This is a genomic window from Streptomyces sp. RPT161 (genome assembly GCF_027533845.1).
In the GTDB taxonomy this organism is placed as follows: domain Bacteria; phylum Actinomycetota; class Actinomycetes; order Streptomycetales; family Streptomycetaceae; genus Streptantibioticus_A; species Streptantibioticus_A silvisoli_A.
Map to the genome: position 1 here is coordinate 93,339 of NZ_JAPZVN010000002.1, position 24,979 is coordinate 118,317.

Annotated in this window: 21 protein-coding genes; 16 read left to right on the forward strand and 5 right to left on the reverse strand. The window is 69.6% G+C overall.

The features are described from left to right. Positions 1 to 189 precede the first annotated feature (189 nt). The 3 genes from O5O46_RS04940 to clpX all read left to right on the forward strand — a co-directional run bounded on the left by O5O46_RS04940 (position 190) and on the right by clpX (position 2,979). On the forward strand, positions 190 to 792 hold the full coding sequence (locus O5O46_RS04940; RefSeq protein WP_269853999.1) for an ATP-dependent Clp protease proteolytic subunit: 603 nt from the start codon (positions 190 to 192) through the stop codon (positions 790 to 792). A 75-nt stretch (positions 793 to 867) separates the two neighbouring features. After that, complete coding sequence (locus O5O46_RS04945) at positions 868 to 1,539, forward strand: ATP-dependent Clp protease proteolytic subunit (RefSeq protein WP_269854000.1); 672 nt, start codon at positions 868 to 870, stop codon at positions 1,537 to 1,539. 150 nt (positions 1,540 to 1,689) lie between these two features. After that, positions 1,690 to 2,979, forward strand: coding sequence for an ATP-dependent Clp protease ATP-binding subunit ClpX (gene clpX / locus O5O46_RS04950; RefSeq protein WP_269854001.1), 1,290 nt, complete (start codon positions 1,690 to 1,692; stop codon positions 2,977 to 2,979). A 97-nt stretch (positions 2,980 to 3,076) separates the two neighbouring features. On the opposite strand, the gene O5O46_RS04955 is transcribed toward clpX, so the two are convergent. Beyond that, complete coding sequence (locus O5O46_RS04955; protein ID WP_269854002.1) at positions 3,077 to 4,126, reverse strand: MDR family NADP-dependent oxidoreductase; 1,050 nt, start codon at positions 4,124 to 4,126, stop codon at positions 3,077 to 3,079. A gap of 142 nt (positions 4,127 to 4,268) precedes the next feature. Here O5O46_RS04955 and O5O46_RS04960 point away from each other — a divergent pair, with 142 nt between their 5' ends. Beyond that, positions 4,269 to 5,240: an Lrp/AsnC family transcriptional regulator gene (locus O5O46_RS04960; protein WP_269854003.1), complete on the forward strand. Its 972-nt coding sequence runs from the start codon at positions 4,269 to 4,271 to the stop codon at positions 5,238 to 5,240. Here the strand turns inward: O5O46_RS04960 and O5O46_RS04965 are convergent. Then, positions 5,224 to 5,454: a DUF7848 domain-containing protein gene (locus tag O5O46_RS04965; protein WP_269854004.1), complete on the reverse strand. Its 231-nt coding sequence runs from the start codon at positions 5,452 to 5,454 to the stop codon at positions 5,224 to 5,226. The two genes, O5O46_RS04960 and O5O46_RS04965, sit on opposite strands and share 17 nt — an antisense overlap. Then, on the reverse strand, positions 5,451 to 5,630 hold the full coding sequence (locus O5O46_RS04970) for a hypothetical protein (RefSeq protein WP_269854005.1): 180 nt from the start codon (positions 5,628 to 5,630) through the stop codon (positions 5,451 to 5,453). Before O5O46_RS04970 ends, O5O46_RS04965 begins: the two co-directional genes overlap by 4 nt. Before the next feature lie 71 nt (positions 5,631 to 5,701). Here O5O46_RS04970 and O5O46_RS04975 point away from each other — a divergent pair, with 71 nt between their 5' ends. Continuing rightward, positions 5,702 to 6,952: a helix-turn-helix domain-containing protein gene (locus tag O5O46_RS04975; protein WP_269854565.1), complete on the forward strand. Its 1,251-nt coding sequence runs from the start codon at positions 5,702 to 5,704 to the stop codon at positions 6,950 to 6,952. Positions 6,953 to 7,060: 108 nt separating this feature from the next. On the opposite strand, the gene O5O46_RS04980 is transcribed toward O5O46_RS04975, so the two are convergent. Then, entirely contained in the window at positions 7,061 to 7,909 is an 849-nt protein-coding gene (locus O5O46_RS04980) for a DUF3824 domain-containing protein (RefSeq protein ID WP_269854006.1), read from the reverse strand. Positions 7,910 to 8,059: 150 nt separating this feature from the next. Between O5O46_RS04980 and O5O46_RS04985 the strand changes: the two genes are divergently transcribed. The 11 genes from O5O46_RS04985 (at position 8,060) to O5O46_RS05035 (ending at position 23,528) form a co-directional block, all read left to right on the forward strand. After that, positions 8,060 to 10,684 carry a valine--tRNA ligase gene (locus tag O5O46_RS04985; protein WP_269854566.1) on the forward strand — a complete coding sequence of 875 codons (2,625 nt, stop codon included), beginning with the start codon at positions 8,060 to 8,062 and terminating at the stop codon, positions 10,682 to 10,684. A 91-nt stretch (positions 10,685 to 10,775) separates the two neighbouring features. Beyond that, a complete protein-coding gene (folC, locus tag O5O46_RS04990; RefSeq protein WP_269854007.1) occupies positions 10,776 to 12,290 on the forward strand; it encodes a bifunctional tetrahydrofolate synthase/dihydrofolate synthase in 1,515 nt (504 codons plus the stop codon). Between the two features lie 6 nt (positions 12,291 to 12,296). Beyond that, positions 12,297 to 12,629 carry a DUF4233 domain-containing protein gene (locus O5O46_RS04995; RefSeq protein ID WP_269854008.1) on the forward strand — a complete coding sequence of 111 codons (333 nt, stop codon included), beginning with the start codon at positions 12,297 to 12,299 and terminating at the stop codon, positions 12,627 to 12,629. A 77-nt stretch (positions 12,630 to 12,706) separates the two neighbouring features. Further along, complete coding sequence (gene ndk / locus O5O46_RS05000) at positions 12,707 to 13,120, forward strand: nucleoside-diphosphate kinase (RefSeq protein WP_269854009.1); 414 nt, start codon at positions 12,707 to 12,709, stop codon at positions 13,118 to 13,120. A 280-nt stretch (positions 13,121 to 13,400) separates the two neighbouring features. Then, positions 13,401 to 14,420 carry a rod shape-determining protein gene (locus tag O5O46_RS05005; RefSeq protein ID WP_255932338.1) on the forward strand — a complete coding sequence of 340 codons (1,020 nt, stop codon included), beginning with the start codon at positions 13,401 to 13,403 and terminating at the stop codon, positions 14,418 to 14,420. A 188-nt stretch (positions 14,421 to 14,608) separates the two neighbouring features. After that, on the forward strand, positions 14,609 to 15,595 hold the full coding sequence (mreC, locus tag O5O46_RS05010) for a rod shape-determining protein MreC (RefSeq protein WP_269854010.1): 987 nt from the start codon (positions 14,609 to 14,611) through the stop codon (positions 15,593 to 15,595). Positions 15,596 to 15,598: 3 nt separating this feature from the next. After that, the gene (gene mreD, locus O5O46_RS05015; RefSeq protein WP_269854011.1) at positions 15,599 to 16,264 is read left to right on the forward strand and encodes a rod shape-determining protein MreD; all 666 of its coding nucleotides are present in this window, start codon (positions 15,599 to 15,601) and stop codon (positions 16,262 to 16,264) included. Positions 16,265 to 16,421: 157 nt separating this feature from the next. Next, positions 16,422 to 18,647: a penicillin-binding protein 2 gene (mrdA, locus tag O5O46_RS05020; protein ID WP_269854012.1), complete on the forward strand. Its 2,226-nt coding sequence runs from the start codon at positions 16,422 to 16,424 to the stop codon at positions 18,645 to 18,647. Beyond that, entirely contained in the window at positions 18,644 to 19,849 is a 1,206-nt protein-coding gene (gene rodA / locus O5O46_RS05025; RefSeq protein ID WP_269854013.1) for a rod shape-determining protein RodA, read from the forward strand. Before mrdA ends, rodA begins: the two co-directional genes overlap by 4 nt. 144 nt (positions 19,850 to 19,993) lie before the next feature. Beyond that, entirely contained in the window at positions 19,994 to 21,502 is a 1,509-nt protein-coding gene (locus O5O46_RS05030) for a CYTH and CHAD domain-containing protein (protein WP_269854014.1), read from the forward strand. Positions 21,503 to 21,575: 73 nt separating this feature from the next. Next, complete coding sequence (locus O5O46_RS05035; RefSeq protein ID WP_269854015.1) at positions 21,576 to 23,528, forward strand: TIGR03960 family B12-binding radical SAM protein; 1,953 nt, start codon at positions 21,576 to 21,578, stop codon at positions 23,526 to 23,528. 243 nt (positions 23,529 to 23,771) lie between these two features. Here the strand turns inward: O5O46_RS05035 and O5O46_RS35440 are convergent, their stop codons facing one another. Further along, positions 23,772 to 24,815 (reverse strand): eCIS core domain-containing protein, encoded by a 1,044-nt coding sequence (locus tag O5O46_RS35440; protein ID WP_443072390.1) that lies wholly within the window; start codon positions 24,813 to 24,815, stop codon positions 23,772 to 23,774. Positions 24,816 to 24,979: the final 164 nt, after the last annotated feature.

Here is a 24,979-nt window from a genome sequence, read left to right on the forward strand (position 1 = left end):
GATTGCTGGGCCCGACCTGCGCGTTAGGGTCCGTAGTAACGAGGGCAGGGGAGTCCCTTGACGGCGCTGGAGTCAGCTCGCCAACGCACCCCCGCGCCCTACGAGAAGACGCGAAGACGGCGCGTCGCCGTCCGACAACGAGCAGGTGGATACGTGACGACTCCGCAGATTCAGACGCCTGGACTTCTGATGCCCACCGCCAGCACGCCGACCGGCGGGCCGGGCCTGGGTGACGCGGTCTACAGCCGGCTGCTCGACGAACGCATCATCTTCCTCGGCCAGGCCGTAGACGACGACATCGCCAACCGGATCTGCGCGCAGATGCTGCTGCTCGCCGCGGACCCGACCAAGGACATCTACCTCTACATCAACTCGCCGGGCGGCTCCGTGACCGCCGGTTTCGCGATCTACGACACCATGCAGTACATCAAGAACGACGTGGTGACGATCGCGATGGGCCTGGCCGCCTCCATGGGCCAGTTCCTGCTCACCGCGGGCACCCCCGGCAAGCGCTTCGCCCTGCCCAACGCCGACATCCTGATGCACCAGGGCTCGGCCGGTCTGGGCGGCTCCGCCTCCGACATCAAGATCCAGGCCGAGCAGCTGCTGCGCACCAAGAAGCGCATGGAGCAGCTGACCGCGGCGCACACCGGCCAGACGGTTGAGACGATCAACCGCGACGCCGACCGTGACCGCTGGTTCACCGCGGAGGAGGCCAAGGAGTACGGGCTGATCGACGAGGTCATGAGCACCGCCGCGGACGTCCCCGGTGGCGGCGGTACCGGCGCGTGAGGCCGCTCCGCTCGACCAGCGGCCACCCGGTTACGCTTCCCCTCCCCGCTCACCCCTCAGGACGGTGAACCCATCATGAACACCCCGAACCCGCTCGCCCTCCAGGAGGGCGTGGACGCCCGCCGATCGCTCGGCGCCGAGTCCCGTTACATCGTGCCGCGCTTCGTTGAGCGCACCTCGCAGGGCGTGCGCGAGTACGACCCGTACGCCAAGCTTTTCGAGGAGCGGGTGATCTTCCTCGGTGTGCAGATCGACGACGCCTCCGCCAACGACGTGATGGCGCAGCTGCTGTGCCTGGAGTCGATGGACCCGGACCGCGACATCTCGATCTACATCAACTCGCCCGGCGGCTCGTTCACCGCGATGACGGCGATCTACGACACCATGCAGTTCGTTAAGCCGGACATCCAGACGGTCTGCCTCGGCCAGGCGGCCTCCGCCGCGGCCGTGCTGCTCGCCGCCGGTACGCCCGGCAAGCGGATGGCGCTGCCCAACGCCCGGGTGCTGATCCACCAGCCGTACACCGAGACCGGCCGGGCACAGATCTCGGACCTGGAGATCCAGGCCAACGAGATCACGCGGATGCGCACCCAGATGGAGGAGATGCTGGCCAAGCACTCCAGCCGGTCCGAGGAGCAGATCCGCGAGGACATCGAGCGTGACAAGATCCTGACCGCCGAGGACGCGCTGTCCTTCGGTTTCGTGGACCAGATCACATCGTCCCGTAAGGCCGCGGTCTCGGCCTGAGACAGGCCCGACGGCACCGTTAACCCCTTGGGTCGCCAGGACGAGTCGGCCCAAGGGGGGCCCACACGAGGGGTCCGGCAAGGTACCGTCGGAGATTAGGCACCAGGCTCCGTTGAACAAGGCGGATCCCAGGCGAAGGGGAAGCACCTCGTGGCACGCATCGGTGATGGCGGCGATCTGCTCAAGTGCTCGTTTTGCGGTAAGAGTCAGAAGCAGGTGAAGAAGCTCATCGCAGGGCCTGGTGTGTACATCTGCGACGAGTGCATCGACCTGTGCAACGAGATCATCGAGGAGGAGCTGGCCGAGTCCTCCGAGGTGCGGTGGGAGGACCTGCCCAAGCCGCGCGAGATCTACGAGTTCCTTGAGGGCTACGTCGTCGGCCAGGAGCCCGCGAAGAAGGCACTGTCGGTCGCCGTCTACAACCACTACAAGCGGGTGCAGGCGGGCGAGAACGGTGGCGGTAGAGGCCACGACGACGGCATCGAACTGGCCAAGTCCAACATCCTGCTGCTCGGCCCCACCGGCTCCGGCAAGACGCTGCTGGCCCAGACCCTCGCCAGGATGCTGAACGTCCCGTTCGCCATCGCCGACGCCACGGCGCTCACCGAGGCCGGCTACGTGGGCGAGGACGTCGAGAACATCCTGCTGAAGCTGATCCAGGCGGCCGACTACGACGTCAAGAAGGCCGAGACCGGGATCATCTACATCGACGAGATCGACAAGGTCGCGCGCAAGAGCGAGAACCCGTCCATTACTCGTGATGTGTCGGGTGAGGGTGTCCAGCAGGCGCTGCTGAAGATCCTGGAGGGGACCACCGCCTCGGTGCCGCCGCAGGGCGGGCGCAAGCACCCGCACCAGGAGTTCATCCAGATCGACACCACGAACGTGCTGTTCATCGTCGGCGGCGCGTTCGCCGGTCTGGAGAAGATCATCGAGGCCCGTGCGGGCGCCAAGGGCATCGGCTTCGGCGCGACCATCCGCTCCAAGCGGGAGCTCGACCAGGCCGACCAGTTCGCCGACATCATGCCGGAGGACCTGGTGAAGTTCGGGATGATCCCGGAGTTCATCGGCCGTCTGCCGGTGATCACCAGCGTGCACAACCTCGACCGCGAGGCGCTGCTGAAGATCCTGGTCGAGCCGCGTAACGCCCTGGTGAAGCAGTACCAACGACTTTTCGAACTCGACGGTGTGGAGCTGGAGTTCGACCGCCCGGCCCTGGAGGCCATCGCCGACCAGGCGATCCTGCGCGGCACCGGGGCGCGGGGCTTGCGCGCCATCATGGAAGAGGTGCTGCAGTCGGTGATGTACGAGGTGCCGTCCCGCAAGGACGTGGCCCGAGTCGTCATCACCGAGGAGGTCGTTCACTCGAACGTGAACCCCACCCTGGTACCGCGCAGCACGCGCGGTGACGCGGGGGAGCGGCACGAGAAGAGTGCGTGACGCCCGCCGCTGGGCTTGACGTGTGGGGCCGCCCCCCGGGGCGGCCCTCAGCCTGTAAGGGGCGCTCGCCATTGGCGGGCGCCCCTTACCTCTTGCCCTAGAGCGCCACGACGACAGCACCCAGGTGCCGCCCCTCGATCACCTCGCACAGGGCTCGCGGGGCGTGTTCGATGCCGGTAACGCGGGTGTGCGGGAAGCGGAGGTCGCCGGAGCGCAGCCAGTCCGCGAACTTCTCTGGCCACCGGCCGCGTTCCGGGGCGGGGAGGTCGTCCGCACTGAAGCCGCGCATCGCGATCCGCTTCAGCAGCAGTTGGAACGAGTCCAGCTCGACCGGGGCCGCCGTGCCCCTACCGTGCCGCGCCAACTGCCCGGACAGCGCGCCGACCAGTACGAAGCGTGCACCGCTGCGGGCGGCCGAGACGGCCGCCCGCAGCTGGTCGCCGCCGACGTTGTCGAAGAGGACGTCGATGCCCCCGGGGGCGGCCTCGGTCAGCTGCTCGGCCATCGGCCGGGCACCACGCAGCACGGCCGCGTCATAACCCAGCTCGGCCACCAGGCGGTCGGCCTTCCGCTGGGAGCCGGTGCTGCCGATGACACGGCCCGCGCCCATCAGGCGGGCGATCTGCCCGGCCATCGAGCCGATCCCCCCGGCCGCGCCGGAGACGAACACCGTGTCGCCAGGCCGGACTTCGGCGCCCCAGCGCAGCGCGGCGTACGCGGTCCAGGCGTGCGAGAGATGGGCGACCGGGTCGGGCAGCGCACCGTCCAGCGGGGTGCACTGGGCGGCGGGCACGGCCGCGTACTCGCGCCAGCCCTGCCAGTGCGAGACCAGGTCGCCGGGGTGCAGGCCGCTGCCCTCGGGGGCGGACACCACCTCGCCGATCGTCTCCTCGAACGGCGTCTCACCCGGGCGCACCACGGGGAACGGCACGCCGTCCACGTTCTCCGCGCCGCCACTGATCATCATCCGTAGTGAGGCGGAGACGCGGAAGAAGCGGTTGCGTATCAGCGCCTCGCCCGGCGCTGGTTGCGGTAGCGGGGCTTCGGTGACGGTGAAGTGTTCGGGGCGGGGCAGACCGTCGGGGCGGGTGAGCAGGCGCACGGTGCGGTGGCTTCGCGGCAGGGCGGGAGTCGTGGGGTTCGGCATCGTCGGAGAGGTCCTTCCGGGGTTCCAGAGCGGCCACTGAGGTCATGGGCCAGCGTGGAACGACGGACGCGGTAGGTTCCATGCTGCGTGCCTGCTTGGTGGATTGATTCCACCGGAAGTCGATTTTTGAGGGAAAGCGCTGATGCTCGACGGGGTGGACCGGGGTCTGATCCACGCCCTGCACATCGACGGGCGGGCGTCGTTCGCCCGTATCGCCGAGGTGCTCGGGGTGTCGACGCAGACCGTTGCCCGCCGCTACCGGCGGCTGAGCGCCGACGCGTCGCTGCGGGTGGTCGCGCTCGCCGACCCGGACCGCGCGGACCAGGCGCAGTGGATCGTGCGGCTGACCGCCAGCCCGCGCACCGCCCAGGACCTGGCACACGCCCTGGCCCGCCGACGCGACACCTCCTGGGTGAAGCTCGCCTCGGGCGGTACGGAGATTCTGGCGATCGTGCGCACCCCGACCGGCGCCGGCCATCCGCTGCTGCTCGCGGACATCCCGCGCACCGCGGGCATCACCGGGGTGAGCGCCCACTACGTGCTGCACACCTACCTCGGCGGCCCCACGGCCTGGCGCGGTCACCTGGGCACCCTGGACGACGGCCAACAGCGCCAACTCCGGCCTCCGACAGGTCCGTTGTCCCGCCCTGGCAAGCCCCTGGCCGACTCCGACGGCCCCTTGCTGGCCGCCCTGCAACGCGACGGCCGCACCAGCCATGCCGAACTCGCCACGGCCACCGGCTGGTCACCGGCGACCGTCGCCCGCCGTCTGGCCGACCTCCAATCGAGCGGCGCGATCTTCTTCGACGTCGAGTTCAACGACGCGCTCCTGGGCGCGACCACTCAAGCGCTGCTGTGGGTGGCGGTGGCCCCCGCCCACCTGGACCACGTCGCCACCGCTTTGTCCCAACACCCCGAACTGGCCTACGTAGCCGCCACAACAGGCCCCACCAACCTCCTGGCCCACGCCCTGTGCCCCACCCCGGCCGTGCTTCACGACTACCTCGTCCACCGCTTGGGCGCCCTGGAGGCAATCCACACCCTGGAGACGGCGCCAGTACTGCGCACCGTGAAGGCGGCAGGATCCCTTTCCACGATCAGCCGCCGCGCGTGACCCTGGCGTGGTCGCTGAAGGCCCGCCGGAACAGGTCGTGTCCGGTGCGGCCGGTGTGCCGTAGGCACCAGTCGAGTACGGCGTCGGGATCGCCCTGGGGGCCGGACCCCGCGTCGCAGCCATGTGCGACGCAGAACGCCTCGCAGACGATGCCGCCTTCGGGGACGTGGCGGATGGTGTGCGGGACCCAGCGGTAGACGGCCCTGGCGGTCATCCGGCCACCGCCACGCCGTGCACGTTCCGCAGGTGCCGCCGGGCCAGGACCCGGTAGTCGACCTCCTTGCTCGGGTCGCGGTCGTATCGGGCCTTTTCCTCATCGGCCTTGAACCGGGTGCACTCGGGGCAGCTTGGCGCGTACGGCAGTTCGCTGACGTGGGTGTGTGCTGTCATGCCTTGACCGTGACGGATGGTGCCGCCGGTACCCAGCCCAGGGCCCTATAGGACGGCCCTATAGTCGAGCTATGGGGGATCACTCTGTGGATCTGTGGGCTCACCCTCGGCTCGTTTCTGCGATCGCCAGCGAGGACTGGGCCGCCGTCCTTCGTACCTACCGCCAACTCGCGGGCGGTGTGAGTCAGACCAGACTTGGCGAGCGGGTGGGTTTGTCGCAGTCGGACGTTTCCGACATCGAACGCGGTCGGCGGCGTGTGACGTCCGTGGAAGTCCGGCAACGGATCGTTGAGGGGCTCGGCATTCCCGACAGGCTGCTGTACGGTGCCGCCCGGCCCGATCCAGGGCCAGTGGCCAGCCTGGCGCTGCCGGGTCTGGCGCCGGACGAAGACCTGTTGGCCCGGGTCACGAGCGCTGTGAACGGTTCGACGCGCCCGGACAGCGCGACCCTGGACTGGTTCGATCGCCTGCTGGCCGAGCACAGGAGGGCAGAGGACCTCATCGGATCGCGGCCACTTGTTGACGTGATGCGCCAGCAGTTGCGGACCGTTGTGGGCCTCCACGGCTGTGCTGCGGGGGCGTTGTCCGACCGAGTGGTCCGACTGGCCGCCGAACACGCCCAGTTTCTTGCGTGGATGGCGCAGGACCAAGGCGCGAGCGCTGCGGCGCTGGCCTGGTATGACCGGTCCCACGAATGGGCGTTGGAGGCCGGAGACGCCAACATGGCGGCCACGACGCTGAGCATGAAGGCTCACATGGCATGGTCCGGAGGGCGCGGCACGCGGTGCGTACGGCTCGCGGAAGCCGCGCGCTGGTCGGCGCCCGGGACCTCGCGGGGAGTCCAGGGCATGGCGGCGCAGATGGCGGCCCGCGGTCACGCGCTGAACGGGGAAGGCGACGATGCCCGACATCTGCTCGACGAGGCCCAGGAGCTGATCGGCCGCGCCGCCGAGCGTTCCGAGGACGAACCACCGTGGATGTACTTCTACGACGAGACGTGGTTCACCCTCCAACGCGGCATGGCCGAACTGCACTTGGGCGGGTGGCGTGCCGCGATCGACCAACTGACGACAGGGCTGGCCGCGCTTCCCGACCACCACCGGCGCGACAAGACCTGGTACCGCTCCTGTCTGGCGCATGCCTTCGCCGGGGTGGGGGAAGCATCTGAAGCCTTGGCGATCGCGATCGGCTGCCTGCCGGATGCCGCATCGGTCGGCCGTCCGCACTCGTGGAACGAACTCCACACGACCGCTGCGGTGTTGTTGAGGCACGGCGCCAAGGAAGGGCGAGAACTGATCTCCGTGCTCAAGCAGTACGACTGAGTCGGCCGCGCGGATTCGCGTATCGGTCGCGGGTGCTGCCCGACGAGCGTCGGCCTCACCTGTAAGGGCGCTCGCGTCTGGCGAGCGCCCTTACAGGTGGCGGTGACGCTACTTCTTGACCCGCACCTCGCTGCGCAGCTTGGCCGTGGTCTGGGCCCAGTCGGAGATGGACGGGGCGGTGGGAAGGCTGGCAGTGGGATTGGACGGATCGATGTTGGGCATCCACATGGCTATGGCGACCGTGCTGCTGTCGCCCCAGACACAGAAGGGCATCGACGCGACGCCTTCGTTCTGCTGACCGCACTTCATGATCGTGCCGTCGAAGCCGGACGGAGTCTGCTTCGTGGTGGTGGCGCCCTTGAGCCCCTCTGAGATCACCTTGTCGACGGCGCCACTCGGGTCGGAGACGTTGCCGTACGCGCCGCTGAGGACCACCCCGTCGCTGCCGCCGGTCCAGACAGCGGCCGCGGTCTTACCATCCGAGATGCCCGAGTCGTTGACCGACGAGTCCATCTGGTTCGTCATCTGCGACGACTTTGCCGTGTCCTTGCTGTACTTGCCGTCCAGCACCGTGTCCGGTGTCGTCAGCTTGTAGTCGCCGCCGCCTGTGAGGCCGCCGCCGCTGCCCACGACGGCGAAGGCGATGCCCGCGCCCGCCACGACCACGACGGCGGCGAGGATGCCGATGACCTTGCCCGCGTTGCTCTTCTTGACCGGCGGGGGCGGTGGGACCTGAGCGCCCCAACCGGGCTGCTGGACATAGGGGTTCTGGCCCTGGGGCGGCATGCCGTAGGGGGCGTTGGCCGGGGCCTGGCCGTAAGGGTTGGTGGGCGGTTGGCCGGGCTGGCCGTAAGGGTTCGGCTGCGGGGGGACGCCGCCCTGCTGGGGATAGCCGTAGCCGGGCTGCGGGCCGGGCTGCTGGCCGTATGGGTTGGGCGGTGGCTGGTTGAAGCTCATGGGTCTTGCGTCCTCCCGTTGACTGTCTTGCGAGCGCCACATCCTTCCTCATTCCATGGGCACGTCAAAAGCCGGGTCCTCGTCCGGTCAGCGGACCAAAGCCGTTCGGAGACCGGGCCGTGCCGCCCCTAGAATTGCCGCGTGACCGACATGAACCCGCGCCCCCTGGACGGGGCCAGCAGCAGCCCTGACAACCTGCCGACCCAGTACGTTCCGGCCGAGGTAGAGGGGAAGCTGTACGAGCGCTGGGTAGAGCGCGGTTACTTCGAGGCCGACGCCAAGAGCGACAAGCAGCCGTACGCCGTCGTCATCCCGCCGCCGAACGTCACCGGCAGCCTGCACCTGGGCCACGCCTTCGAGCACACGCTGATCGACGCCCTGACCCGCCGCAAGCGGATGCAGGGCTACGAGACGCTGTGGCAGCCGGGCATGGACCACGCCGGTATCGCCACCCAGAACGTGGTCGAGCGCGAGCTGGCCAAGGAGGGCAAGTCCCGGCACGACCTGGGCCGGGAGGCGTTCGTCGAGCGGGTCTGGCAGTGGAAGGCCGAGTCCGGCGGGCAGATCTCCGGCCAGATGCGCCGCCTCGGCGACGGCGTGGACTGGTCCCGTGAGCGGTTCACCATGGACGAGGGCCTCTCCCGGGCCGTCCAGACGATCTTCAAGAAGCTCTACGACGACGGGCTGATCTACCGCGCCGAGCGCATCATCAACTGGTGCCCGCGCTGTCTGACCGCCATCTCGGACATCGAGGTGGAGTACCAGGACGACGACGGCGAGCTGGTCTCGATCAAGTACGGCGACGGGGACGACGCCATCGTCGTGGCCACCACCCGGGCCGAGACGATGCTCGGCGACACCGCCGTCGCCGTCCACCCCGACGACGAGCGGTACAAGCACCTGGTCGGCCGTGAGATCGAGCTGCCGCTGACCGGCCGCCGGATCCCCGTCGTCGCCGACGCCCATGTGGACCCCGAGTTCGGCACCGGCGCGGTCAAGGTCACCCCGGCCCACGACCCCAACGACTTCGAGATCGGCCAGCGGCACAATCTGCCGTCGCTCAACGTGCTGGACGAGCACGGCATCATCACCGCGCACGGCCCCTTCCAGGGCCTGGACCGCTTCGAGGCCCGCTCCACGATCGTCGGCGCGCTGCGCGCCGAGGGCCGGATCGTCGCCGAGAAGCGCCCGTACACCCACTCCGTCGGGCACTGCTCGCGCTGCAAGACCACCATCGAGCCGCGGCTGTCGCTCCAGTGGTGGGTCAAGGTCGGCCCGCTGGCTCAGGCCGCCGGTGACGCGGTGCGCGACGGCCGGGTGAAGATCCACCCGAAGGAGATGGAGTCGCGCTACTTCGGCTGGGTCGACAACCTCCACGACTGGTGCATCTCACGGCAGTTGTGGTGGGGCCACCGCATTCCGGTCTGGTACGGGCCGAACGGCGAGGTCGTCTGCGTCGGCCCGAACGAGGAGCCGCCGACCGGTGACGGCTGGCACCAGGACACCGATGTGCTGGACACCTGGTTCTCCTCCGGGCTGTGGCCGTTCTCCACGCTCGGCTGGCCGGAGCGGACCGACAGCCTGGCGAAGTTCTATCCGAACTCCGCGCTGGTCACCGGCTACGACATCCTGTTCTTCTGGGTCGCCCGGATGATGATGTTCGGCCTGTACGCGATGGACGGCACGCCTCCGTTCCACACCATCGTGCTGCACGGCATGGTCCGCGACCAGTTCGGCAAGAAGATGTCGAAGTCCTTCGGCAACGCGGTCAACCCGCTGGACTGGATGGACGCCTACGGCTCCGACGCCGTCCGCTTCACCCTGGCCCGGGGCGCCAACCCCGGTGTGGACGTGCCGATCGGCGAGGACTGGGTGCAGGGCTCCCGCAACTTCGCCAACAAGATCTGGAACGCCACCCGCTTCGCGCTGATGAACGGCGCCACGGTCGAGGGCGAACTGCCGCCCGCCGAGCGGCAGTCGGCGACCGACCGGTGGATCCTGTCCCGGCTGAACTCGGTCGTCGCCGAGGTGGACGCGTACTACGACGACTACCAGTTCGCCAAGCTCTCCGACACCCTGTTCCACTTCGCCTGGGACGAGGTCTTCGACTGGTACGTGGAGCTGGTCAAGACCACGTTCGCGGCGGGCGGCGAGGCAGCCGACGTCTCGCGCCGCGTGCTGGGCGAGGTCCTGGACGTCACGCTGCGGCTGCTGCACCCGGTGGTGCCGTTCGTCACCGAGACGCTGTGGACCTCGCTGACCGGTGGCGAGTCGCTGGTCATCGCCGACTGGCCGAGCGACAGCGGCTTCCGCGACCGGGCCGCCGAGCAGGAGATCGCCACCCTCCAGCAGGTGATCACCGAGGTCCGCCGGTTCCGCTCCGACCAGGGCCTGCAGCCCGGCCAGCGGGTTCCCGCCCGGCTTGACCTGGACGGCACGCCGCTGGCGCCGCACGAGGAGGCCATCCGGTCGCTGCTGCGCCTGCAGCCCGCGGGCGAGGGCTTCCACGCCACCGCCTCGCTGCCGGTCGCGGGCGCCACGGTGGCGCTCGACCTGTCCGGCGCGATCGACTTCGCGGCGGAGCGCAAGCGGCTGACCAAGGACCTGGCCGCCGCCGAGAAGGAACTGGCGCAGGCCAACGCGAAGCTGGGCAACGAGGCGTTCCTGGCCAAGGCGCCCGACCACGTGGTGGACAAGATCCGCGCCCGGCGGGAGGCCGCCGAGGCCGACATCGCCCGTATCGGCGCCCAGTTGGCGAACCTGCCGGAGGCATGAGCGCCCCCGGTCCGCTGACGGTCAAGGCCCCCGAGCCTCCGCTCGGGGGCCTTGACCGTTTCTGTCAGTCCCCCTCCGTAGACTGGTCACCGTGAGCGAGCGCCCCCGAAACGATGCCCCCGACCCGGACGAGTTCGACGAGATCATGGCGAACGAGACCGACCGGGACCCCGACCTTGCCGTGATCGAGGCCGGAAGCCGGACGCTGCGCGCACAGGTCCCGCCCACCCCGCAGGACGACGCGCCCGCCGGGCCCAGGACGCCCGAGGAGGCGCAGGCGCTGCGCGAGGTGGAGGCCGAACTGGCGGGTCGCTGGCCGGAGACGAAGCTGGACCCGTCGCTGGACCGAATGGCCGCGCTGATGGACATCCTCGGCGAGCCCCAGCACTCCTACCCGTCGATCCACATCACCGGCACCAACGGCAAGACCAGCACCGCCCGCATGATCGAGACGCTGCTGCGCGCCTTCGAGCTGCGGACCGGCCGCTACACCAGCCCGCACGTCCAGTCGGTGACCGAGCGGATCAGCCTGGACGGCGCGCCGATCTCCGTGGACCGGTTCGTCAGCACGTTCCAGGACATCAAGCCGTACGTCGAGATGGTGGACGGCTCCCAGCCGCACCGGATGTCGTTCTTCGAGGTGCTCACGGGCATGGCGTACGCGGCCTTCGCCGACGCGCCGGTCGACGTGGCCGTCGTCGAGGTCGGCATGGGCGGCAGCTGGGACGCCACGAACGTGGTGGACGGCGGGGTCGCCGTGGTCACCCCGATAGCGCTGGACCACACCGACCGGCTGGGCGGGACGCCCGGCGAGATCGCGGTGGAGAAGTCCGGGGTGATCAAGCAGGGCGCCACGGTGGTGCTGGCCCAGCAGCCGGTCGACGCCGCGCAGGTGCTGCTGCGGCGCGCCGTGGAGGTGGACGCCACGGTGGCCAGGGAGGGCATGGAGTTCGGAGTGGCGTCCCGCGAGGTCGCGGTCGGCGGGCAGATGCTGACGCTGCGCGGGCTCGGCGGTGAGTACGAGCAGATCTTCCTGCCGCTGCACGGCGCACACCAGGCACACAACGCGGCGGTCGCGCTCGCCGCGGTCGAGGCGTTCTTCGGGGTCGGCTCCAGCAGGGCCGCCCGCCCGCTGGACATCGACACGGTGCGCGGCGCGTTCGCCTCGGTCACCTCGCCGGGCCGCCTGGAGGTCGTGCGCCGTAGCCCCACGGTGGTGCTGGACGCCGCGCACAACCCGGCCGGCGCCCAGGCGGCGGCCGAGGCGGTCCGGGAGGCCTTCGGCTTCACCCATCTGGTCGGGGTGATCGGCCCGAGCGGGGACAAGGACGTACGCGGGCTGCTGGAGGCCTTCGAGCCGATCTTCGCCGAGGTGGTGGTGACCCGGAACTCCAGTCACCGTTCGATGGACGTGGACGAGCTGGCGGCGATCGCGGTCGAGGTCTTCGGCTCCGAACGGGTGCAGGTCGAGCCGCGGTTGGACGACGCGCTTGAGGCGGCCATCACGCTGGCCGAGGAAGAGGGCGAGTACGCGGGCGCGGGCGTGCTGGTGGCCGGTTCCGTGATCACCGTTGGAGAGGCCCGGCTGCTGCTGGGCCGGAAGTGAGAGCCGATGAGAACGCTGTGTGCGAGCACCCTGATCGGTGAGGCCTTCGTCATCGGCCTCGCGGGGCTGGTCGCGATGAACCTCTCCGGCTATTCGACGGCCACCGTGTGGACGGTGTGCGGTGTCGCGATGGCGGTCTGCGTGCTGCTGTGCGGCGTGGTCACCAGGCCGGGCGCGGTGGCGGTCGGCTGGCTGCTCCAGGTCGGGCTGGTGGCCTCGGGCTTCGTGGTGTCCATGATGTTCTTCCTGGGCGCGGCGTTCGCCGGTCTGTGGTGGGCCGCGGTGCACTACGGAAGAAAGATCGACGAATTCAAAGCGAAGGTCGCGTCGACCGCGTAGCCGCTGGTCACGGGTGCCGGTTGGCCCGATAGGGTCAGTGCACCCGTGAAGCATCGTGTTATGCAAGGAGCCGCAGCATGAGCCAGCGCACCCTCGTCCTCCTCAAGCCGGACGCCGTACGGCGCGGCCTGGTCGGCGAGATCATCGGCCGGATCGAGCGCAAGGCCGGTTGGACCATCGGCGCGTTGGAACTGCGCACGCTGGAGCGCGCGACGCTGGAGCAGCACTACGCCGAGCACGTCGGCAAGCCGTTCTACGAGCCGCTGGTGGAGTTCATGTCGTCCGGCCCGTCCGTCGCCATGGTCGTGGAGGGGGAGCGGGTGATCGAGGGGCTGCGCGCGCTGGCCGGTCCGACCGACCCGATCGCCGCCGCGCCGGGGAGCATTCGTGGAGATTTCGGCACCATTGTGCGCGAAAACCTGATCCACGCGTCGGATTCCGTGGAGTCCGCGGAGCGGGAGATCAAGATTTTCTTCCCGGAACTCGGCTGACCCTGACTGACAATCCGTCATACGGCGACCGGCGGATTCCGGTCGCCGTAGGGCATATGCCGAGGATTTACGGGAACCAATAGCCCCGACACGTCGTCACCATTACAGGGGACGGCCGCGTGTTCTGCTGACAATGGCCGAGGCGTCCTCGCGCCCGGTCCCACGGGCGCACTTAAGATGGACCCGCCGCTACGGACCCCGCAGCACATCGCACCTCCGCGCCCTCAAGTCCCCATCGCTCCAGCTCGGGAAGGCCAGACGTATCCTCATGGCGAACAACATGTCGTTCATCGGCCGTGACATGGCTGTCGACCTCGGCACCGCCAACACGCTGGTGTACGTCAGGGGTCGCGGGATCGTCCTCAATGAACCGTCTGTCGTCGCCATCAACACCAACACCGGCGGCATCCTGGCGGTCGGCGCCGAAGCCAAGAAGATGATCGGCCGCACTCCTGGCAACATCGTTGCGGTCCGCCCGCTCAAGGACGGCGTGATCGCGGACTTCGAGATCACGGAGCGGATGCTCCGTTATTTCATCCTCAAGATCCACAAGCGGCGTTATCTGGCCCGCCCACGCGTGGTGGTCTGTGTGCCCTCCGGCATCACCGGAGTTGAGCGGCGCGCCGTGATCGAGGCGTCCAGCCAGGCTGGTGCCCGCCAGGTGCACATCATCGAGGAGCCGATGGCGGCGGCGATCGGCGCGGGACTGCCGGTGCACGAGGCCACCGGCAACATGGTGGTCGACATCGGCGGCGGTACCACCGAGGTCGCCGTGATCTCGCTGGGCGGCATCGTCACCGCGCAGTCGATCCGGGTGGCGGGCGACGAGCTGGACAACGCGATCATCCAGCACATCAAGAAGGAGTACAGCCTGCTGCTCGGCGAGCGCACGGCCGAGCAGATCAAGATCACCATCGGCTCGGCCTATGACTTCGACAAGGACGAGCACACCGAGATCCGTGGCCGCGACCTGGTCAGCGGACTGCCCAAGACCGTGGTCATCTCCGCCGCGGAGGTCCGCAAGGCGATCGAGGAGCCCGTGAACGCGATCGTGGACGCGGTCAAGACCACCCTCGACAAGTGCCCGCCGGAGCTGTCCGGCGACATCATGGACCGCGGCATCGTCCTCACCGGCGGCGGCGCCATGCTGCGCGGCCTGGACGAGCGGCTGCGGCGCGAGACCGGAATGCCCATCCACATCGCCGAGGACCCGCTGGACTCGGTCGCCCTCGGTTCCGGCAAGTGCGTCGAGGAGTTCGAGGCGCTCCAGCAGGTGCTGGACGCCCAGCCCCGCCGCTAGCGCGGGGGCGATCCGCCGTACGGGTGACTGCCCGGCCCGGCGGCGGATCGTTTCCCAACCGACGGTTCCGCGGCACGGACCGTTCGGCAGCACGACAAGGACAGACCCCAGGTTCGCCAGGTACCACATCGCTGACCGGTCGAAGCCCCTAGCCGACCGGTCCCACGAGGAAGGCACGGCCGCCGCACGTGAGGGACACACGAGAGAGCAGGTTGCTCTTGGTCCTACTGGTCGCCATCGCGTTCGCGCTGATCACCGTGGACATCCGCGGCGGCGACCAGTCTCCGCTGGATGGTGTGCGGTCCGCCGCCGCCTCTGTCTTCGGACCGGTGGAGAACGGGGTCGCCTCCGCCGTCAATCCGGTCGGCAACGCCATAGAGGCGGTACGGGACTCCGGCGCCCGGCACGACAGGATCGCCCAACTCCAGCAGGAGAACGAGGAGCTGAAGCAGAAGCTCGGCAGCAGCGACATCACCCGCAACCGCGCCGCCGAACTCGACAAGCTGCTCAAGACCGCCGGAGCGGGCCAGTACGGCATCAAGGCCGCCCAGGTCGTCGCCATAGGAGCCACCCAGGGCTTCTCCTGGACGGTCACCATCGACGCTGGAAGCAACGACGGCATCCAGCGCGACCAGACCGTCATCAACGGCGACGGCCTGGTTGGCCGGGTCACCACAGTGGCTCCGTCCACCTCCACCGTGCTGCTCGCCATCGACCCCGACTTCACCGTCGGCGCCCGGATGGAGAAGTCGATGGAACTCGGCTTCAGCACCGGCCAGGGCGACCGCCCGATGCGCGTCCAACTGCTCGACGGCAAGGCCAATGTGAAGCCGGGCGACCGCATGGTCACCTTCGGCTCGCAGGGCGACAAGCCGTTCGTGCCGGGCGTGCCGCTCGGCCAGGTCGTCGCGCTCGACCCGGGCGCGGGCGGACTGACCAGGGCCGTCGAGGTCCAGCCGTTCGTCGCCTTCAGCAGGCTGGACATCGTGGGCGTCGTGGTGGTGCCGCCGCGTCGGGACCCGCGCGACACCGTGCTGCCGCCCGCCCCGAAGGCGGTGCCCACCCCGACGGTCACCGTCACCGTGTCCCCGAGCGCCTCCGGATCCGCGTCGCCCTCGTCCTCCGGTTCACCGTCTTCCGCCGGGTCACCGTCCCCGTCCCCGTCTGCGAGCTGACCGATGCGCATCAACCGGATCCTGCTCACCGCCGTCCTGGTGGTGGTCACCCTCGTCTTCCAGGTCAGCGTGCTCGCCCGGCTCCATCTGCCGGGCGCCGTACCCGACCTGATGCTGCTCGTCGTCCTCGGCCTGGCCCTCACCTACGGCCATGTCGGCGGCTGTCTCGTCGGCTTCGGCGCGGGACTGCTCTCCGACCTGGCCCCGCCCGCCGACCACGCCGCCGGGCGGTACGCCCTGGTGCTGTGCGTCATCGGCTACCTCGCCGGGCTCGCCAAGCCCGACAGCGGCCAACTGCGGTCCGCGGTCATGCCGATGGTGGTGGTCGGCGCCGCGGCCATCGGCTCCACACTGCTGAACGCCGGGGTGGGCGCGCTGGTCGGCGACACCGCGGCCCGCCATGTCGGCATGGTCAAGTTGCTGTTCACCGCCACGGTCTACGACCTGCTGCTCGCGCCGTTCACCGTGCCCTGGATCATGGCCCTGGCCCGGCGGGTGGAGAACGATCCGATCGCCGGGGACACTTCCGGCGGCCCCGGCATCGGCCCGTACCGCTGGCTGACACCCGGAACCCCGCGGAACTTCCGCCCGGGCCGGGGCGGCCGACTGTCCCGCCCGGGCCTCGGCGGCCAGCGCGGCGGCCTGCTGAAGGGAGGCCGGAAGCTGTGACTTCCCTCCCGCCGCCCGCCACCACCCTCAACCGGGGCCCTGCGGGCCGCTGCGCTGTTTTCCCGCCGCCCGCCACCACCGCCAACCGAGGCCCCGCGGGCCGCTGCGCTGTTTTCCCGCCGCCCGCCATCGTCCTCGAAGGAGGCGCCGCGCGCCGATGAGCAATATCCCCGAGACCGGCCGCACCCAGCGCGTCACCATCCGGCTGATCATCCTGCAGATCCTGGTCGTCTCACTGCTGCTCACCCTCGGCGGACGGCTGTGGTACCTCCAGATCCGCAACGGCCAGCAGTACACCCAGGAAGCCGACAGCAACCACATCCAGGAAGTCGTCGACCCGGCGGTACGCGGCCAGATCCTCGACGCGCGCGGCGTCCCGCTGGCCGACAACCAGACCCGACTGGTCGTCACCGTCAGCCGTACCGACATCATGAAGATGAAGGACGGCGGCAAGGCCGTGCTCACCCGGCTCGCGGGCGTGCTCGGCATGAAGTACCAGGACGTCGCCGACAAGGTCCGGCTCTGCGACGCCAAGACCCCGCGGCCGTGCTGGAACGGCTCGCCCTACCAGCCGATCCCGATCACCGACACGGCCACCACCCAGCAGGCGCTGCAGATCATGGAGCGCCGCGAGGACTTCCCCGGCATCGCCGCGCAGCCCACCGCGGTACGCCGCTACCCGGGCCCGGACGGCTCCAACACCGCCCAGGTGCTGGGCTACCTCTCGCCGGTCACCGACGACGAGATCCAGGCGTCGATGAAGAACGGGCAGCCCACCCTGCAGCGCTCCGACCAGGTGGGCCGCTCCGGGCTCGAGCACACCTACGACAGCGAACTGCGCGGCAAGGCCGGTGTCACCCGGTACGAGGTGGACAACCGCGGCCGGGTCATCGGCAACGCGGGCGACACCCCGCCGCAGCCCGGCGACTCGATAGTGACCAGCATCGACTCCCGGGTCCAGGCGATCACCGAGAAGCAGCTCGCCGCCGCGATGCAGGACGCCCGCAACACCTACGACACCGTCACCCACGAGAACTACAAGGCCGACTCCGGCGCCGCCGTGGTGATGGACGTACACACCGGCCAGGTCATCGCGATGGCCAGCGCGCCCACGTACGACCCCAACGAGTGGGTGGGCGGCATCTCCGCCAAGGACTACGCCGCGCTCACCGGCAAGGACTCCGACTACCCGCTGCTCAACAGGGCCACACAGGGACAGTCGGCGCCCGGTTCGACCTTCAAGGTCATCTCCACCTCGGCGGCGGTCAACGCCGGGTACGACATCAACGGTCACTACTCCTGCCCGTCGAGCATGTCCATCGGCGGCCAGCTGTTCAAGAACTTCGAGGGCGAGCAGGCGGGCGACATCAGCCTGGCCCACGCCCTGGAGATCTCCTGCGACACCGTCTTCTACGGGCTCTCCTACGACCAGTGGCTCAAGGACGGCGGCAACAACCCCAAGAACCCGAAGGACTGGTTCTACAAGACGGCCCACCAGTTCGGGCTCGGCGCCAAGACCGGCATCGACCTGCCGGGCGAGGTCCCCGGTCGCGTTCCGGACCGCCAGTGGAAGCAGGCGGAGTACGACGCGATGAAGAAGTCCTGGTGCGCCCAGGCCGCGTCCGGCAAGCACGACTACGCCACCGACATCGCCCGCGAGGACTGCGTCGACGGCAACCGGATGCGCGCCGGTGACTCCGTCAACTACGCGATCGGCCAGGGCGACACGCTCGTCACCCCGATCCAGATGGCCAAGATCTACTCCGCCATCGCCAACGGCGGCACCCTCTACCAGCCGACCATCGGCAAGGCCGTCGTCAGCCCGGACGGCAAGCACATCCAGCAGATCGACCCGAAGTCGGTCGGCAAGCTGCCCGACTCCCCGCAGACCATCCACTACATCGACGACGCGCTGGCCGGGGTGATCACCAGCGGTACCGCCGCCTGGAAGTTCGGCGGCTGGCCGCAGGACAAGATCACCTTGCACGCCAAGACCGGTACCGCGGAGGTCTACGGCAAGCAGACCACCTCGTGGTTCGCGACGTACAGCAAGGACTACGCGATCGTGATGACCATCTCCCAGGGTGGTACCGGTTCCGGTGGTTCCGGTCAGGCGGTGCGCAACATCTACTCGGCGCTGTACGGCGTCCAGCCGGACGGGTCGATCGACCCCAAGAAGGGTCTGCTGCCCACCCCGCAGCAGAGCCTGCCGAAGTTCGGCCCGGACGGACTGGTCCAGCAGGCCGCCCTGACCACTCCCGACCCGACCCAGTTCGCCTACCCGGGCAACGACTCCAGCGTCCCCGGCCAGCCGGCCACGCTGGACGCGCTGGCCCCGGAGCGCAACGAGAAGCTGCTGCTCGGGCGGAGGTACCTCGCATGACGAGCAGCAGCTTCAGCGGCTACTCGATCCGCCGGTTCACCCCGGAACGCTCCACGCTGGGCAAGCTGTTGGCCCGGGACTCGGTGGTGCGGCGGATGGACTGGATACTGGTCGCAGCCGCCATAGCGCTGTCCGCGGTCGGCTCGCTGCTCGTCTGGTCGGCGACCCGCGGCCGTACCTCCATCAACCACGGCGATCCGCAGTACTTCCTGATCCGCCATCTGATGAACCTGGCCATAGGGATCGCGCTCGCGATCGGCACCGTCGTGGTCGGCCACCGCAGGGTGCGCGGGATCATCCCGATCTTCTACGCCGTGTCGATCCTGCTGCTGCTCGCGGTGCTGTCACCGCTCGGCTCCACGGTCAACGGCGCGCACTCGTGGATCGTCATCGGCGGCGGATTCTCCTTGCAGCCCTCGGAGTTCGCCAAGATCACCATCGTGCTGGGCATGGCGATGATCCTGTCCGCACGGGTGGACGCGGGCGACCAGCTGCACCCCGACAGCCGCACGGTGCTCCAGGCCCTCGGCCTGGCCGTCGTGCCGATGTGCGTCATCCTGCTGATGCCGGACCTCGGCTCGACCATGGTCATCGTGGTGACGGTACTGGGCGTGCTGCTCGCCTCCGGCGCGTCCAACCGCTGGGTGTTCGGGCTGCTGACCGTCGGCGCGGCGGGAGCGGTGGCGGTCTGGCAGCTCCATCTGCTCAGCAAGTACCAGATCGACCGCTTCGCGGCCTTCGCCAACCCGGCCCTGGACCCGTCGGGCGTCGGCTACAACACCGCGCAGGCGCGCATCGCGATCGGCTCCGGCGGACTGCTGGGCAAGGGTCTCTTCCACGGCACGCAGACCACCGGTCAGTTCGTCCCCGAGCAGCAGACCGACTTCGTGTTCACCGTGGCGGGGGAGGAGTTGGGCTTCGTCGGCGCGGGACTGATCATCCTGCTGGTCGGCATCATCCTGTGGCGGGCCTGCCGGATCTCCCGGCAGGCCACGGACCTGTACGGCACGATCATCGCGGCCGGGATAGTGGCCTGGTTCGCCTTCCAGTCGTTCGAGAACATCGGGATGACGCTGGGCATCATGCCCGTGGCGGGAATCCCCCTGCCGTTCGTCTCATACGGCGGATCATCGATGTTCGCGGTGTGGATCGGCGTCGGCCTGCTCCAGTCGGTACGGATGCAGCGCCCCGTCTCGGCTTAGCGGAGACATCCTTCCCGCCGCGGTGGCGGGGAGCCCCCGCGGCGCGGTCCGGCGGTGCCGAACACGCCGCCACCACCGCGCGAACCGGCCCGAGCCGTTCCCGACGCCATTGCCGGGGACGGCGAGGGCAACTACCGTCCAGGCATGGGGAAGCGTCTGCGGGAGACCGAGCGCACGTACGAGGCCGGGGACGGGGCCGCCGAGCCCGACCTGTCGGGGTTGCCCGCCGTCGCCTCGGTGCGCCTGCTGAACCCGGCCGAGTTCGACGCCGTCTACTTCGACACCCCCGACCTGGCGCTCGCCGCCCGCCGCATCACCCTACGCCGTAGAACCGGCGGCGACGACGCCGGATGGCACCTCAAGCTCCCCACCGCCCAGGCCGACACCCGTACCGAGGTGCACGCCCCGCTCGGCCGGGGCCGCCGCACCGTGCCCCCGGCCCTGCTCGCCGAGGTCCTCGTGTACACCCGGGGCCGCCCGCTCGTCCCCGTCGTACGGCTGCGCAACCACCGCGAACGCTGCCAACTGCTGGACGCCGACGGCACCCCGCTCGCCGAGATCGCCCATGACCACGTCACCGCCGAGTACCCCGACGAGCGCGACCCGCTGTCCTGGACGGAGACCGAGGTGGAACTCCTCGGCGGGAAGCCGAAGTTGCTCGACGCCGTGGAGGAACGGCTGACCGCCGCGGGCTACCGCCGCTCCGCCCACCCCTCGAAACTGCTGCACGCCCTCGGCGACCGCGTCCCACCCGACCCACCGGCCCCGCCCGACACCATCTCCACCGCGGGCGACGCCGCCCTGACCTACCTCCACGAGCAGGTACGGGCGATCGCGGCGTACGACCCGGCGGTGCGCCGCGACGAGCCCGACGCCGTGCACCAGATGCGGGTCGCCACCCGCCGTCTGCGCAGCGCCTTCAAGACCTACGGCCGGGAGCTCGACCGCGCCGTCACCGACCCCATCGGCGACGAGCTGAAGTGGCTGGCCGAAGTCCTCGGCTTGGAACGGGACCGCGAGGTGCTCGCCGAGCGGCTGGCCGAACGCGGCGCGGAGCTGGACCCCGACCTGCGCACCGAGCAGCTGTGCGACCGGATCCGCGGCCCGCGGGCCGACGCCCGGAGCAGCGCCCGCCGCCAACTGCTGCGGCAACTGTGCGAGGAGCGCTACTTCGACCTGCTCGACCGCCTCGACGCGCTGCTGGCCGCCCCACCACTGCGCGACCCCGCCCAGCGCCCAGCCGAGGAGGCGGTGCGCCGGGCGGTGCGCCGCGACCACCGTCGCCTCGCTCGCCGGGTGGCCGAGTCGCTGGCGCTGCCCCCCGGCACCGGCCGCGACCTCGCCCTGCACGACGCCCGCAAGGCGGCCAAGCGCGCCAGATACGCGGCCGAGTCCGCCCGACCCGTTCTCGGCAAGCCAGCCGAGCGGCACCGTGCCCGGCTCGCCGCACTGCAGAAGCTGCTCGGCGAGCACCAGGACAGCGTGATGTGCCGGGCGGCGATCCGGCGGCTCGCCGACACCGCCCGCCGCGCCGACGAGGACACCTTCCCGTACGGGGCGCTGCACCAGATGGAGCGGGAACGCGCCGGTGCGGTGGAGGCCGCCCTGCCGAAGGCATGGGGCGAAACGGACCGGGGCCCGCTCGCGGGCTGAGCCGTGGGCAGGACTCGGTTACGCTGGATGGTCACCCCTGCCAGCTCACGAGAGACAGTCGAGAGACCCCAAGATGCCTGTCGAGTCGGTCTTCCCGCGCCTGGAAGCGCTTCTCCCACATGTCCAGAAGCCCATCCAGTACGTCGGCGGAGAGCTCAACTCCACCGTCAAGGACTGGGACGCCTGTGATGTGCGCTGGTCACTGATGTACCCAGACGCGTATGAGGTGGGGCTGCCCAACCAGGGCGTCATGATCCTCTACGAGGTGCTCAACGAGCGCGAGGGCGTGCTGGCCGAGCGCACCTACAGCGTCTGGCCGGACCTTGAGGCTCTGATGCGCGAGCACGGCGTTCCGCAGTTCACCGTGGACGCGCACCGCCCGGTGCGGGCCTTCGACGTGCTCGGGGTGTCCTTCTCCACCGAGCTGGGCTACACCAACCTGCTCACGGCGCTCGACCTGTCCGGCATCCCGCTGGAGGCCAAGGACCGCACCCTGGACGACCCGATCGTGCTCGCGGGCGGCCACGCGGCCTTCAACCCCGAGCCGATCGCCGACTTCATCGACGCCGCCGTCATCGGCGACGGCGAGCAGGCCGTGCTGGAGATGACCGACGTCATCCGCGCCTGGAAGGCGGAGGGCCGCCCGGGCGGGCGCGATGAGCTGCTGCTGCGGCTGGCCAAGACCGGCGGGGTGTACGTACCGAAGTTCTACGACGTGGAGTACCTGCCGGACGGCCGGATCGCCCGTGTCGTGCCGAATGCCTCCGGCGTGCCGTGGCGGGTCTCCAAGCACACTGTGATGGACCTCGACGAGTGGCCGTACCCCAAGCAGCCGCTGGTCCCGCTGGCCGAGACGGTGCACGAGCGGATGTCGGTGGAGATCTTCCGCGGCTGCACCCGCGGCTGCCGGTTCTGCCAGGCCGGCATGATCACCCGTCCGGTGCGCGAGCGCAGCATCACCGGCATCGGCGAGATGGTCGACAAGGGCCTGAAGGCCACCGGCTTCGAGGAGGTCGGCCTGCTGTCGCTGTCCTCCGCCGACCACAGCGAGATCGGCGAGGTGGCCAAGGGCCTCGCCGACCGGTACGAGGACGACAAGATCGGCCTGTCGCTGCCGTCCACCCGGGTGGACGCCTTCAACATCGACCTGGCCAACGAGCTGACCAGGAACGGCCGCCGGTCCGGTCTGACCTTCGCTCCCGAGGGCGGCTCGGAGCGGATCCGCAAGGTCATCAACAAGATGGTCTCCGAAGAGGACCTGATCCGTACCGTCGCCACCGCGTACGGCAACGGCTGGCGGCAGGTGAAGCTGTACTTCATGTGCGGCCTGCCGACCGAGACCGACGAGGACGTGCTGCAGATCGCGGACATGGCGACCAAGGTGATCGCCAAGGGCCGTGAGGTGTCCAGGTCCAACGACATCCGCTGCACGGTGTCCATCGGCGGCTTCGTGCCCAAGCCGCACACCCCCTTCCAGTGGGCGCCCCAGCTGTCCGCCGAGGAGACCGACGCCCGGCTGGAGAAGCTGCGCGACAAGATCCGCGGCGACAAGAAGTACGGTCGCTCGATCGGCTTCCGCTACCACGACGGCAAGCCCGGCATCGTGGAGGGCCTGCTCTCCCGCGGCGACCGCCGGATCGGCGCGGTCATCCGCGCGGTGTACGAGGACGGCGGCCGGTTCGACGGCTGGCGCGAGTACTTCAGCTACGACCGCTGGATGGAGTGCGCCGAGAAGGCGCTGCCGGAGTACGGCGTGGACGTCGACTGGTACACCACCCGTGAGCGCGGCTACGAGGAGGTCCTGCCCTGGGACCACCTCGACTCCGGCCTGGACAAGGACTGGCTGTGGGAGGACTGGCAGGACGCCCTCGACGAGACCGAGGTCGAGGACTGCCGCTGGACCCCGTGCTTCGACTGCGGTGTGTGCCCGCAGATGGACACCCACATCCAGATCGGCCCCACGGGCAGGAAGCTGCTGCCGCTGACCGTGAAGAACGGCGCGACCAGCGGTAACGCCGCTTTCTGAACGGGGCTGTGAAACGCGTCACAGAAGCGGTCGGGGAGCGTATCGGAGGATGAGGCGGCCCTGACCGCCGTCCTGGCGGACCCGGGGGGTGCGGCGCGCACGGGAGTCGAAGCGCGTGGCGGCCCCCGGGACGCCTCTGCAGGCCCCTCGGGCGTGCCCTGGCCTCCGCAGTGAGGTCGAGTGGGGTTGAGGGGTGGCGGATCGGGGCCGCCGGACTCGGTCACGGCACGGCGGCGCCGTGTGTCACTTGGTGTTCCGCACGTACCAGTCCTCGCCGTACAGCCACTTCCCCTGCGTGTCGTACACCTGGACGTTGCATTCGAGGTGCGAGGGAATGGAGTACCGGAAGTGCTTGTCGATGTCGGCAGCCACCGATCCGGTCGCTCCCAGCTCTGCCCCCGTCACCCCGTCGAAGTGGGCCACCACCTCGTACTCCACCACGTTGCCGTTCTTGATCTCCTTCTTCACGTTCGCTTCTGTGTAGTGCAGGTGGTTGGAGTTCCCGGTCTTGGTGAGCGGTGTCAGGTTCGTCAAGGTGTTTCCGGGGCCGCCCAGGTTGTCGTTCAGCAGGTGCCCCTGCACCATGTTCCGCGCGAACCAGGCTCCGGTGGCACCGCTGTTCGACGCCGGCCACCACGTGGGCTTGACACGCGGTGAGCTGCCCTTTCCCAGGGAGCCGGGATGCAGCTCGGCCTTCATGTAGGTGCCCACTCCGTTGGCCGTGTTGCCGTACTGCACCTGGTGACGGCCCCCGTACACGCGCTGAATCGCCCTGGAAACCGTTGGGACGAGTTCGCCGGCGGCGGCCACACCGGCCTCCTGGCTCTCGGTGGGAACCGGGCCGCCCATCACCCGGTGCGCATTGGCTTCGGCCTCACGCTCGAAGCGGTCGGACGGATCGCTCACCCGCAGTCCGTTGCCGTTGTCCGCTCCGGCGACCTGGCCCTGCCGCTGCTGGATGACGTGCGTCAGCTCGTGGGCGAGGGTGTGCTTGTCTCCACCGCCCTGCCCGATGACCACATGGCTGCCCGAGGTGTAGGCGCGGGCGCCCAGCTCCGCCGCGGACCGCTGTGCGGCGGTGTCCGCATGGATGCGGACGTTGGAGAAGTCGGCGCCGAGCCGTGCTTCCATCTCGGCACGGACCGCGGGTTCCAGCGGTTTCCCCGGGCTGCGCAGGACGGCATGGACAGCGGAGCGCTGCACCGCGAGCTGTCCCGTTCCGCCACCGCGGTCGGCACTGTGTCCGTGTCCGTCCTGGGCCCACGCGTGTCCGCTTCGCCGGAGCATCTGAACGACCGCGGCGTTCCCCGCGGCACCCTGCAGCCCGAGCAAGCCTCGGGCGGAGGTGCGCGCGGGAGCGTCTGGGCGGCGCATGGAAGCGGCCCCGCGTTCCGCTGCGTGGCCGGTTTCCCTGTCCATGGCGGAAGCCAAGTTCTCCTCCTCAAGGAAGT